12 protein-coding genes are annotated in these 12,083 nt (G+C 31.2%); 5 read left to right on the forward strand and 7 right to left on the reverse strand.

From position 1 onward, the window contains the following. Nucleotides 1-3: 3 nt before the first annotated feature. Nucleotides 4-420 (reverse strand): tRNA (adenosine(37)-N6)-threonylcarbamoyltransferase complex ATPase subunit type 1 TsaE, encoded by a 417-nt coding sequence (tsaE, locus tag ACYSNV_RS08945; RefSeq protein ID WP_461762227.1) that lies wholly within the window; start codon nucleotides 418-420, stop codon nucleotides 4-6. Nucleotide 421: 1 nt separating this feature from the next. Beyond that, a complete protein-coding gene (gene porX / locus ACYSNV_RS08950) occupies nucleotides 422-1,975 on the reverse strand; it encodes a T9SS response regulator signal transducer PorX (protein ID WP_461762228.1) in 1,554 nt (517 codons plus the stop codon). A gap of 131 nt (nucleotides 1,976-2,106) precedes the next feature. Here porX and ACYSNV_RS08955 point away from each other — a divergent pair, with 131 nt between their 5' ends. The 5 genes from ACYSNV_RS08955 to ACYSNV_RS08975 all read left to right on the forward strand — a co-directional run bounded on the left by ACYSNV_RS08955 (nucleotide 2,107) and on the right by ACYSNV_RS08975 (nucleotide 8,035). Continuing rightward, on the forward strand, nucleotides 2,107-3,102 hold the full coding sequence (locus ACYSNV_RS08955; protein ID WP_461762229.1) for a glycosyltransferase family 2 protein: 996 nt from the start codon (nucleotides 2,107-2,109) through the stop codon (nucleotides 3,100-3,102). 7 nt (nucleotides 3,103-3,109) lie between these two features. Then, entirely contained in the window at nucleotides 3,110-3,709 is a 600-nt protein-coding gene (gene coaE / locus ACYSNV_RS08960) for a dephospho-CoA kinase (RefSeq protein WP_461762230.1), read from the forward strand. 62 nt (nucleotides 3,710-3,771) lie between these two features. Continuing rightward, nucleotides 3,772-5,355 carry a sensor histidine kinase gene (locus ACYSNV_RS08965; protein ID WP_461762231.1) on the forward strand — a complete coding sequence of 528 codons (1,584 nt, stop codon included), beginning with the start codon at nucleotides 3,772-3,774 and terminating at the stop codon, nucleotides 5,353-5,355. Nucleotides 5,356-5,367: 12 nt separating this feature from the next. Further along, a complete protein-coding gene (locus tag ACYSNV_RS08970; RefSeq protein WP_461762232.1) occupies nucleotides 5,368-6,090 on the forward strand; it encodes a response regulator transcription factor in 723 nt (240 codons plus the stop codon). 946 nt (nucleotides 6,091-7,036) lie between these two features. Then, a complete protein-coding gene (locus ACYSNV_RS08975) occupies nucleotides 7,037-8,035 on the forward strand; it encodes a helix-turn-helix domain-containing protein (RefSeq protein ID WP_461762233.1) in 999 nt (332 codons plus the stop codon). A gap of 69 nt (nucleotides 8,036-8,104) precedes the next feature. On the opposite strand, the gene ACYSNV_RS08980 is transcribed toward ACYSNV_RS08975, so the two are convergent. From ACYSNV_RS08980 to ACYSNV_RS09000, 5 genes are all read right to left on the reverse strand, one after another. Continuing rightward, nucleotides 8,105-9,250, reverse strand: a complete 1,146-nt coding sequence (locus ACYSNV_RS08980; RefSeq protein WP_461762234.1) for a M56 family metallopeptidase — start codon at nucleotides 9,248-9,250, stop codon at nucleotides 8,105-8,107. 56 nt (nucleotides 9,251-9,306) lie between these two features. Then, a complete protein-coding gene (locus ACYSNV_RS08985; protein WP_461762235.1) occupies nucleotides 9,307-9,672 on the reverse strand; it encodes a BlaI/MecI/CopY family transcriptional regulator in 366 nt (121 codons plus the stop codon). After that, nucleotides 9,665-10,096: a hypothetical protein gene (locus ACYSNV_RS08990; protein WP_461762236.1), complete on the reverse strand. Its 432-nt coding sequence runs from the start codon at nucleotides 10,094-10,096 to the stop codon at nucleotides 9,665-9,667. The genes ACYSNV_RS08985 and ACYSNV_RS08990 overlap by 8 nt, the downstream gene beginning before the upstream one ends. A 389-nt stretch (nucleotides 10,097-10,485) precedes the next feature. Then, nucleotides 10,486-11,424, reverse strand: coding sequence for a LysR family transcriptional regulator (locus ACYSNV_RS08995; RefSeq protein WP_461762237.1), 939 nt, complete (start codon nucleotides 11,422-11,424; stop codon nucleotides 10,486-10,488). Nucleotides 11,425-11,476: 52 nt separating this feature from the next. Further along, a complete protein-coding gene (locus ACYSNV_RS09000; RefSeq protein ID WP_461762238.1) occupies nucleotides 11,477-12,079 on the reverse strand; it encodes a hypothetical protein in 603 nt (200 codons plus the stop codon). Nucleotides 12,080-12,083: the final 4 nt, after the last annotated feature.

Consider the following 12,083-nt stretch of genomic DNA (forward strand, 5'->3'; position numbering starts at 1 on the left):
GGATTATTTATTAATTAAATTAAGTTTTCGCTTAGAATCGGGTAATATTTCTATTTGTACCAAGGTGTGCTCTAAAGGTATGATATTAGGAGTGTTCTCTGGCCATTCGATAAAACAGTAATCTCCTGAATCTAAGTATTCCTCCATGCCCATATCATAGGCCTGTTCTTCGTCTTCAATACGGTATAAATCAAAATGATATACTGTGTTTTTATTATCTTTACTTTGATACTGATTAACAATTGAAAAGGTTGGGCTGCTTGTTAAATCAATTATATTTAACTCTTTAGCTAGTTGTTTTATAAGTGTTGTTTTTCCACTTCCCATAGGAGCTTGAAACAAGATAATTTTATGTTCTGCGTTTTTTAGCACCTCTTGGGCTACTTGTTGAATTTGATCTAACGAAAAAATAACTTCCATTTTATTTTGGATTTAGTATAATAAACGGTACGATTAACTCCTCTAATGAAATACCTCCATGTTGATAGGTGTTTTTGTAATATGCCGCATAATAATTAAAATTATTCTGATAGGCTAGAAAGTAATCGCTTTTTGCAAAAATATAAGAACTACTTAAATTAATACTAGGTAGGGCAATGTTTTTAGGTTTCTTTACCGCATAAACATCCTTGGAATCATAAGAAAGAGATTTACCTGTTTTATAACGAAGGTTTAAACTAGTGTTTTTATCCCCAATAACCTTAGAGGGATTCTTACAATTTATGGTACCGTGGTCTGTGGTTATAATTAACTTATATCCGGCTTGCTGGGCTTGTTGTATAATCTCTAATAAAGGGGAGTTTTTAAACCAACTTAAAGTTAAAGAACGATATGCCTTATCATTGGAGGCAAGTTCTTTGATAACTTCCATTTCTGTTTTAGCATGGGAGAGCATATCTACAAAATTATATACAATAGTGATTAATTTATTGTTTTTCAAATTTTTAATTGTCTCGGCAAGCTTTTTACCTTCTTTATGATTGGTTATTTTATAATATTCATTTTTTATATCTAAACGCAATCTTTTTAATTGTTCTTGTAAAAACTCATTTTCAAATAAATTTTTCCCTCCTTCATCGGTGTCATTTTTCCAATATTGTGGATATTGTTGGCTCATTTGTAAGGGTGTTAATCCTGAGAAAATGGCATTTCTAGCATATTGGGTAGCAGAAGGTAAAATGGAAAAAAAGCTAAACTCTGATTCGACTTTATAGTGATTATTTACAATGGGTTCAAATGCTCGCCACTGATCGTATCTTAAGTTATCTATTACTATAAATAAGGTTTTGGAATCTGGTTTTTTTAACTCTGGGGCTACCCATTTTCGAAATATCTGGTGGGATAATATAGGCGAATCATCGGGTGTGTTTATCCAATATTCATAATTTTTTTCAATAAATTTACCAAAGACATTATTGGCCTGGGTACGTTGTCCTTCAAGGATATCAATCAGGTTTTGATCCTCTATATTCTCTAGTTTGGATTCCCAATACAAGAGCTTTTTGTAAATAGCAATCCAGTCCTGATAGGTTTTAGCCTCCATTAGGTCTAAAGATATATTTCTAAATTCCTTTTGATAACTAAGGGTTGATTTTTCACTAATTAGCCTTGAGTCGTCTAGGTTTTTTTTCAAAGACAGTAAAATCTGATGTGGATTCACAGGTTTTATTAAATAGTCCGAAATCTTAGCTCCAATGGCCTCTTCCATGATTAACTCTTCTTCGCTTTTAGTAATCATGATAATGGGTACATTGCTTTGAATTGCTTTAATCTCAGCTAGGGTTTCTAGACCTGATAAACCGGGCATGTTTTCATCTAGAAAAACAATATCAAAAGGCGTGTTTTTAAAAAACTCAATAGCATCTTGCCCATTGGTACAAGTAGTTACAAGGTAATTTTTCTTTTCTAAGAATAATATATGGGGTTTTAGTAAATCAATTTCATCATCTACCCATAGAATGTTTATTTTGTTCATACTTGTTTTAGTTTTCTTATTTATTATTTTTTTGTAATATCTGATAAAAGAAATACAGATAAATATAGTAATGTATTTCCGTATTACAATACTTAACGATATTTTTGTTGACGTATTATAAAAAAACAAAAATGTATTATTCGTTTATTGTTCCGGTTTACAACAGACCCCAGGAGGTGGATGAACTCCTAGAGAGTTTAACCAAGTTAGATTCCCCTGGGAGTTTTGAGGTAGTTATTATAGAGGACGGTTCAACTATAGACTCACAACAGGTTGTACAAAAGTATAAAGATCTTTTACAAATCAGTTATTATTATAAAGCCAATTCTGGACCAGGGGATTCTAGAAATTATGGTATGAAAAGAGCCAAAGGAGATTATTTTATAATTTTAGATTCGGACTGCATAATTCCCCCGGGGTATTTAACACAGGTTAGGAATTATTTAGAAAAAAATTACGTGGATTTTTTTGGAGGCCCCGATGCAGCTTTAGATAATTTTAGTGATATACAAAAGGCAATTAACTTTGCTATGACCAGTGTGTTGACAACAGGAGGAATACGAGGGAGCTCTCAGGTGGTTGGCAAATTTCAACCAAGAAGTTTTAATATGGGCATTTCTAAAAAAGCTTTTCTACATAGTAATGGCTTTGGTAAAATTCACCCAGGAGAGGACCCTGATTTAGCCATACGGTTATGGGAATTGGGATATGAGTCAAAGCTTTTACCAAAGGCCTATGTGTATCATAAAAGAAGAATTGATTGGAAGAAGTTTTTTATCCAAGTAAATAAATTTGGGAAAGCCAGACCAATTTTAAACAAACGTTATCCAGATTATAAAAAAATAACATATTGGTTTCCGTTTTTATTTATTTTTGGCTTAGCTCTTAGTATTATAGGTGGATTATTTGGATATTACTTTGGAATCTGGTGTTATGGTGTATATTTACTACTTATTTTTATAAGCGCTAGTTTAAAAGAAAATAATTTAAAAATTGGAGCGTTATCTTTGTGGGCTACATTGGTTCAATTCTATGGATATGGGACCGGCTTTATTAAGTCGTATTTTAGAATTTTTGTATTAAAACAAGTTCCAGAGGCGGCCCTGCCAGAGATGTTTTTTAAATAAAATAAAGATGACAAAAATTGCAGGTTTAACAGGTGGTATCGGAAGCGGGAAAACAACTATAGCAAAGCTTTTTCAGCAGCATGGTGTGCCTATATACATTAGTGACCTCGCGGCAAAGCACATTATGCAAAGACCAGAGGTAGTTGCTGAGATACAGGAATTATTCGATCAAAATGTGTTAACTAAAGACAATCAATTAGACCGAGGAATTTTAAGAGAACTTGTCTTTAAAGACAAACAAATTTTAGAAAAACTAAACAATATAGTACACCCTTTGGTTAAAAATGATTTCTGTGTTTGGCTACAAAAACACAAAGACAAAGATTTTGTAATTAAGGAGTCTGCTATTTTATTTGAAAAAGAATTACATAAAGATTGTGATTTTGTTATTCTTGTAACTGCTCCCGAACAAGTGCGTATTCAAAGGGTTATGCAAAGGGATAATGCATCGAGTGACAATATTCGACAAATTATAAGTAATCAACTTAAAGATGTGGTAAAAATACCCTTAAGTGACTATGTTATTGAGAATATTGATATGGAATTAGTAAAAGAGCAAGTAAAATGCATTGTAAATCGTATTAAATTTGAAAAAGATTCATTTTGATAGGTTAATTTTATGTTAATTGGTATATTAGATAAATATTTTAATGTTAATTTTGATGTTTGATGAATAAGATTAAGTTTCGTTTATTGGTAACTATCATGAGCTTCTCATTGATAGGTATTATAGTTGTACAACTATATTGGATTATCAGTTCCTATAATAATAACGAAGAGCAGTTTAAGTACCATGTCCAACAAGTAATTGGAAATGTGGCCAATACCATTCAACAAAATGAAGCCACGGAGTTTTACAAACTCTATAACGAATTAAAAGACAGTATTGGAACAGCTCCTAAGCAAAGTGAATTAAAGCAATACTTAATTGTAGAGCGCAATCCTGCTACCAATGAGCAAGTTTTTTATTCTAACACTCTTATTTTAGAGGATTATAATATTAAGAGTTCGCTTTTTGACAAAAAAGCTTCGGATAGTTTAAAGATAAAAAATCTAGTTTCTAAGCGAAAAACAGAGATTTATAAAGGAGATAGCTTTGATCAAAGCTCTTTACAACAAAACTATCCAGATGAAGTTACGGAAGCAAGTGGAAATTTAGACATATTAGATAAAGCTCAATTTGAGATTTACTTTAAAGATATTGTAGCACTGCGAAGCATAGACGAACGTATCTCTAGTGAGATGTTACAAGAACTCTTAGAAAATGAGTTGTTGCAATACGGGGTAAATGCTAAATTTGAGTTCGGTGTCTACAATAAAGGTTTAGCCACCAAGATAAAGTCAGCAGATTTTGTTTACCAAGAAGGTTCTTCTTACGGGGTACCCATTTTAATGGACAACCAAGGTAAAAGTAAATATCAATTGTATGTTACTTTTCCCGAGAAAAGTAAATATTTATTTTCTTCTTTAATCGGAATTACTTTCTTATCTATCTTATTTACGGTGGTTATTATAGCAGCTTATCTAAGTGCTATTAATCAATTAATTACTCAAAAAGCCATATCGGAGATTAAAACGGATTTTATCAACAATATGACTCATGAGTTTAAGACACCTATTGCAACGATTAATTTGGCTTTAGATGCCATAAAAAATCCAAAAGTGATTGGTGACCCCCAAAAAGTGGATAGGTATTTAAAGATGATTCGCGAGGAAAACAAACGAATGCATGCCCAGGTTGAAAACGTACTTCAAATTTCTAAACTAGAACGAAGAGAGTTTGATGTAGAGAAGGAACCTGTTGATGTACATGAAATTATTGAAAATGCAGTAGATCATGTGGGATTAATCATACAAGATAGGCAAGGGGAAATAGATATGAACTTAGATGCACGTCGTACCGATGTATTGGGGAATAATTTTCACTTAACCAGTGTGTTGGTTAATATGCTAGACAATGCAATTAAATACTCACAAGACAAACCTGTTATTGAGGTAAGCACTGAGAATGTAAAAGATTTTATTTTAATAAAAATAAAAGACAATGGAGTAGGAATGAGCAAAAATGCCCAAAAGCGTATTTTTGATAAATTCTACCGAGAACATACCGGTGATCTACACAATGTAAAAGGACATGGTTTAGGCCTGGCTTACGTACAGCAAATTGTTGAGGTACTAAATTCTCAGGTATATGTCGAGAGTGAGAAAGGTAAGGGTAGTACCTTTATTATAAAAATGCCATTAATAAATTAATTTTAAATAAACATGGAAACAACAAACAACAAAAAGATTCTATTAGTTGAGGATGATCCAAATTTTGGAGCAATTTTAAAAGATTATTTAGCCATTAATGATTTTGATGTAACATTAGCTAAAAATGGTATGGAGGGCTTTGAGAAATTCAAGCGTGATACATATAACCTATGTATTTTAGATGTTATGATGCCTTATAAAGATGGATTTACTCTAGCCAAGGAAATTCGTGATAAAAATAAGGAAGTTCCTATCATCTTTTTAACAGCCAAATCGATGAAAGAAGACGTATTAAAGGGATATAAAGTTGGAGCCGACGACTATTTAAACAAACCTTTTGATTCAGAAGTTCTTTTAATGAAAATTAAAGCTATAATTCACAGAAAATCATCAGAGGTTAAAACCGATAATACTAAATTCGAGTTCCAAATAGGAAAATTCCATTTAAATTCGAAATTAAGATTCTTAACTTTTGAGAACGATGAGCCAATTAAACTTTCACCAAAAGAAAACGAGTTATTAAAAATGTTGGCCATTTACGAGAATGACTTAATGCCTCGTGAGGTGGCTTTAACAAAAATTTGGAGAGATGACAATTATTTTACATCTCGTAGTATGGATGTTTATATTGCCAAACTAAGAAAGTATTTAAAACAAGACGAAAGTGTTGAAATCTTAAACATCCACGGAGAAGGATTCCGTTTGGTGGTTAAGGATAAAGAAGATTTGAAATAATAAGTTTTAATTACTTATGCAAAGAAAAGGGAGCAGTAATGTTCCCTTTTTTTTTGGAGTAAACTAAAGAAAAATGTCAATAAGATACCCTTACAATTCGTAGTTAATTGCTAGTAAATATTCAAAGTAATTAATTCCCTGGGGCTACTTTTACAAGTCTGAATAACCTTTAGATAAGATTTATTTGTAGGGTATGTTTTTAGATTTTAAATAAGGGAGAGTCTATGGGCTTGTAAGAAAAAAAATGTTTTTATTGGTAAAGGGTATTTTTTAGCAACAAAGAGGTTTTAATCAAAGCAAAAGCACAATAAAATACAGGCTATATTTTTAAAAAACCAATTATGACTTATCTTTTTTAACAACTTGCATTAAAACAAATTACAAATGTATAACTGTTTTAGTTGCGCTAAGATCAAGGGGTCCAACATGGTGGATTATGATTTTTAGAAAAGAAATAGGCAGCTTGTCTTAGGGTAATTAGACTAAGATAATTTCCTAGGGCAAAATCGGTTTTATAATTAGTAAATTTCCTATTAACTAGATGCCTATTTTAAGTAAAAAAAGGTCTATGCGTCTGGTATTATTTTATATCATGCTAATTTTCACACTCTTTTAAATTAAGCTGATCCCGGGAAAACAACTCCATCTGCTTGGCTTTATATTTTTTACTTACTTAACTTGTAATGCTTGTCGAATCGCAACAGTTGATTTTTGTTACACATTTGTAATATTGTGCTAGTAATTAAGATGTTTTTGAAAACACCTTCCTTGCTTTATTTAATTTTAGTTTTACATAGGCAGTAGTTTTTAAGTTTATATATTATCTTTGTAATTTAGATTCAGTCTAAATACTTATATTTGCAAATCTAATCGCTAATACCTAACAAGGACTCCGCTACAAGGAAACAAAACTCCGACATAGGGAATATTTTAATTTATTTTAGTTATGAAAGTATCTTTATACCATCCCGATTTACCCAAGCCTATATTTGAGAAAGCAAATACTTTGGCCAATTTGGGTGGAGGAATTTATGTGAAAGAGAATACCAGTTTGATCGATCATTTAAATACAAAAGGTATATACAGAGAAATTTTTTTAGATGGAATTCATATTGGCTTTGGAGATATAAAGGCTAAGGCTGAAAATGAATTTTTTTATACCAGTAATGTGGAAAATATAGAAATGCACTTTACCTTAAAAGGCCAGGCCCAGGCTTATTGTAATTCTGGGATGAAACATCTTTTATTTGATTTTACCGACAATACCCATAATATCTTATATAGTAAAAAGGTAGATTCGACTTACAGGCATACCGTGGGAGATTTTTCTTTTTTTGAAATTAAGTTTAATCCAAGTTATTTTTTGGAATATTTGGATCCAGGCAATAAGTTGGACCATAATTTTTTACAGGCTATCTCCCAGCAGCGTTTTACTAGTTTTGTATCTAGAAACTATCCCATTAGTGCCAAAATGCTTAGCCTTATAAAGCAGATAATTACTTGTAATCGGCAAGGGATTTTTAAAAAACTGTATTTAAAGGCAAAAATAACTCAGTTGTTATTACTTCAGTTAGAGCAGTTCAATGAGTCGCGTATTTTGAATCTAAGTTCGAGTCAAGCAAAAAAAGTGATAAAGGTTAAAGAATTTATTGATTCCAATTTGGATTCTAAGGCCACTTTAAGACAGTTAGCAACCATGGTTGGTAGTAATGAGTATACTTTAAAAAAAGTCTTTAAACAGCAGTATGATACAACTGTATTTCAATATTGGAATCAAAAAAAAATGAACAAGGCCAAGGAGTTATTACAAAGTAATACCAGTAATATAAATGAGGTAGCTTTTTTAGTAGGTTATCAAAATCCGCGACATTTCTCCACGGCTTTTAAAAATTATTATGGCTATTCGCCAAGTGAGCTACTTAGAGAAAATATCAAAAAAGATTAGTAGATTAAAAGAAAATAGTCCTAGTGATTCTAGGGTAGATTCACCAGGACTATTAAAAAGTCAATAACTCTATTGCACTTGGTTAATGGTTATAGGTAGATAAAATTGACTTCTTACCACCTCTCCCTTATGTGTTCCAGGAATCCAACTCGGCATTTGTTTTAAGGTCTCAATGGCCAATTGACCTGTACCTGGTATTTGCTCTTTTACAACCTGGTAATCCGATAAATTACCATCTTTGTTAACCACAAATGAGATTACTAATTTATAACTATCCACATCTGTTTTAGGGGTTTGGAAATTTGTTATAAATGTTTGGTTAAAGGCTTGCATTCCCCCAGGGTATTGCGCTTGATTATCAACTGCTTGATAAACAGGATCTGTGTTTTGATAGTTTTCTTGATTTATTGCACTTTGAGCAATAAGGGTATAACTGCCGGTGAAAAGCATTACAACACTGGCTAAAACTACACGTAGAAAATTGCTTTTCGGATTGTTTGTTTTCGTAATCATAATAAATCTTTTTTTGGTTTGTTTAAAATTAAAAGGGCTACTTAAGGCCTGGGTGTTTGAGATAATAGTATTATTTAATAGAATTTGTAAATATTTATACTGGGCGCTTTTTACCTTTGTAAAAGGTGCATCGGCTAAAAATTCGTGATTCAGCATCATGGGGTTTTTGTATAAATAAATGAATGGATTGAACCAAAATAATATTTGAAGTACTTGTTGTAGTAAAATATCCAACGTATGCTTTTGTTGTATATGTACCATTTCATGAAAGATAATTTCCTTGTCATTCTCAAAAGAGATACTCATTGGGCAGTAAATCGTATTGTAAAAGCAAAAGGTTTGATTTATCAAGGGACTAAAAGCAAACCTATAGCCGTGTTTATGGACAATAGTGGCGCTTTTTTTTAGTTTTCTATAGTCCGATAATTGATAAAGAAAGTAGACTAACGATATGGTAAATCCGCTTATATATATGCCTAAGAATATTAGTTGATTATTTTGAAAACTACTTTGCCAGACAGGAGCTATTTTTTGTTGAATTACAAGCTCTGGGAGATAGATATCTTGTAGATTATTAGCTTGGATATACGGCAGGTTTATAAAAGAAAATACAGGTAAGAGTACACTTAGAATTAAAACGATCAACAAATAGAAGCGCTTAAAATGATGTAACTTTGTATTCTCTAAAACAAATTTATACATAAATAATCCCAAAGCCAATAACAGGCATGATTTGAAAAGATATAGAATCATGGTTATTACTTGTTTAATTGTTGTTCTACTAATTTTTTTAATTCTTGTAATTCACTTTTACTCATTTTACTTTTTTTTGTAAAAAAAGACGCGAAACTTAAAGCTGAGTTATTAAAGTGTTGTTTGACCATCGTATTTAAATGAGATTCAAAATAGGCTTCTTTATTTACAACAGGGAAGTAACACCTTGAATTGCCATAGGTTTTGTAATCAATAAATTCTTTTTCAGATAAACGCTTAAGCAAAGTAGCCAAGGTGGTTTGTGCTGGCTTAGGCTCTGGATATAGCTCCAATAGATCTTTTGCAAAACAATTTGGGTTATCCCAGATATATTGCATTAATTGCTCTTCACTTAAAGGTAATTTAATCATGTTTTATATTTTTTAGATGGGTTAATTTTCCGTATTTAAAGTTCTTTATTTGATTGATTCTCCCTAGGGTATCATAACTAATCCAATTGCCGTGGTAATAGAAGTGAGTAGATTCTAAGGTGTAAACTATTTTGGCTTTTCCTTTTTGTGCTATTTTTCTATTGGGATAATAATAGGTGATAAGCATATCGGACTGTTTTATTTTCTCTTTTTTATATAGTTTTCCATTCCATTTGGTTTTCCAAGTTCCTTTTTGAAAGCCATCTTTAGAATACCTACCTTTTACTAGCTCAAAGAGCGTGTCGTGGACTTGTGTTTTATAGATCCATTTACCAATTTTATCTACACCTTGCTTTTGATTGATTTTACAGCCTTGTAAAACAATTAAGAATAAGATGAAAAATACTAATCGCGTTATATTCATATCTATAAATATAGTTGTTGTTCTACAAATATAGAACAGTAAAACATAAAAACAAATAATTTCTTAAAATTATTTATTTAGTAATTTGAAATTATATTAAAAAAGCAATATGTGTATTAAAATATTATATACTTTACTTGTATAATACCTATGTGATACGATTCTGTGGTTTCTGAGTTTATTAAAAAAAATGGCACTTAGAATAAACCTGTCATAGCTAGAGGTAGAATAAGTGTAGAGCGCGGGGGGTGTAAAAAGGCTAGTGCTAGTTTAGCCTTAGGTTATAAAAAGGGACTTATGCTAAAAATAAAGGTATAGGCATAAATAGTATAAAATTAAAAAGAGCTAATCTTTTTTGTAGACAGCTCTTTTTAATTCACCCATAGGGTTTATTTTTTTTTGGGACTTATTATCTGTACATCTGAAAAGGCGATTGCTCCTCGGATTATACTTAGTATAACCTGATGTAATGCCGTTACAATTTGTAGCTTTAATTCATCCTTGGTATGTATTAAACTAATCTCTCTAGCTGGTTTTGGGTCTTGAAACTGAACCAGATTCATTTGGTAATCTTTAGGTAAATTTAACGTGTGTAAATAAGGTAAAAGCGTATAGCCCAATCCTTCATTTGAAAGGTTAATTAAAGTTTCAAAGCTTCCACTCTCTAGGGTAAAATGCCTGTCCTGGTTGTTAATCTCGGTACTACATATATTAATTATACCATCTCTGAAACAATGGCCATCTTGTAGAAGTAATAAGTTTTTTAGATCTAAGTCCTCTGGTTTTATCTCTTTAGGAAAATCTTGTGCGAATCTACTTGGAATATAACCAACAAAGGGCTCGTAGTACAAAACTTTTTCCATTATATCATCCTCTTGTAAAGGAGTAGCGACAATAGCAGCGTCTAAATGACCTTTACGTAGTTTTAAGATAATTTGATCGGTGGTATATTCCTCTATAATTAAATTAACCTTTGGATATTTAGTTAGAAAGGTTTTTAAAAACATGGGTAATAAAGTAGGGGATACCGTTGGTATGATTCCCAATTTAAAAACACCTCCTACAAATCCTTTTTCTTGATCAATTAAATCTTTTATTCTATCGGACTCATTAACTATTTTTTTAGCCTGATTGATAATAATCTCACCCACGGGAGTAAGTTGAATAGGCTTTATACTGCGATCAAATATTATTACTCCTAGTTCTTCCTCTAGTTTTTGAATTTGCATACTTAAAGTAGGTTGAGTAACAAAAGTTTTCTCGGCAGCTAGTGTAAAGTTCTTGTGCTCAGCTACTGCAATGGCATAAATTAATTGGGTAATTGTCATTTTTTTTATAACTAAATTCCAAGCAATTTACATTAAATTAATCAATATGTAATTACTCTAAATCTATTTTCTCTAGTTCTTTATAGTTTTTCATTAGTTTTTTAATAAGTAATCCATATACTACCCTATAATAAAGCCAGATTACCCCGGCAAATAATAACAAAGTGAAAATAGTAATCACCGCTCCTAATAGATAGTAGGATGTCGTGTAATTCTTTGTAGACAGGGTGCTAAACATAATAAGTACAAAGAAAACACAGCAAAAAAGAATATTAATCCAAATATAATAATTTACAGTTCTTTTGGTATAAATGATCTGTTGCATTAATCTTTTTGTGGAATCTGCGGCGGATATTTTTCTAAAATTAAAATAAAAAAATACGATAAAAACACAGGAAATCACAGCCGAAAAAATATCTATATTCTGTATTATAAAAAGTAAATAGGACTTATTTATATACCCAAAGTCGTCCTCTTTCCAAGTTAATTGGGAGAAAATGTTTAAAATAATAAACTCTAAGATACTAATTACAAAAATCCACTTAACAATGGAAGAAGATTTTTTGTGTATCATCTTGGTTATTTCTTGTGCAGAAATCTTTGGAAAATTTTGTTGTTGGTTCCAGTGCTTTTTTAATAAATCTAACTCCTTCATCTAG

It is taken from the genome of Myroides sp. LJL119 (assembly GCF_054871605.1).

Excerpts from the sequence above, each read along its gene's own strand:
- tsaE (WP_461762227.1), bottom strand. The coding sequence starts at position 420 with ATGGAAGTTATTTTTTCGTTAGATCAAATTCAACAAGTAGCCCAAGAG.
- porX (WP_461762228.1), bottom strand. The coding sequence starts at position 1,975 with ATGAACAAAATAAACATTCTATGGGTAGATGATGAAATTGATTTACTA.
- ACYSNV_RS08955 (WP_461762229.1), top strand. The coding sequence starts at position 2,107 with ATGTATTATTCGTTTATTGTTCCGGTTTACAACAGACCCCAGGAGGTG.
- coaE (WP_461762230.1), top strand. The coding sequence starts at position 3,110 with ATGACAAAAATTGCAGGTTTAACAGGTGGTATCGGAAGCGGGAAAACA.
- ACYSNV_RS08965 (WP_461762231.1), top strand. The coding sequence starts at position 3,772 with ATGAATAAGATTAAGTTTCGTTTATTGGTAACTATCATGAGCTTCTCA.
- ACYSNV_RS08970 (WP_461762232.1), top strand. The coding sequence starts at position 5,368 with ATGGAAACAACAAACAACAAAAAGATTCTATTAGTTGAGGATGATCCA.
- ACYSNV_RS08975 (WP_461762233.1), top strand. The coding sequence starts at position 7,037 with ATGAAAGTATCTTTATACCATCCCGATTTACCCAAGCCTATATTTGAG.
- ACYSNV_RS08980 (WP_461762234.1), bottom strand. The coding sequence starts at position 9,250 with ATGTATAAATTTGTTTTAGAGAATACAAAGTTACATCATTTTAAGCGC.
- ACYSNV_RS08985 (WP_461762235.1), bottom strand. The coding sequence starts at position 9,672 with ATGATTAAATTACCTTTAAGTGAAGAGCAATTAATGCAATATATCTGG.
- ACYSNV_RS08990 (WP_461762236.1), bottom strand. The coding sequence starts at position 10,096 with ATGAATATAACGCGATTAGTATTTTTCATCTTATTCTTAATTGTTTTA.
- ACYSNV_RS08995 (WP_461762237.1), bottom strand. The coding sequence starts at position 11,424 with ATGACAATTACCCAATTAATTTATGCCATTGCAGTAGCTGAGCACAAG.
- ACYSNV_RS09000 (WP_461762238.1), bottom strand. The coding sequence starts at position 12,079 with ATGAAGGAGTTAGATTTATTAAAAAAGCACTGGAACCAACAACAAAAT.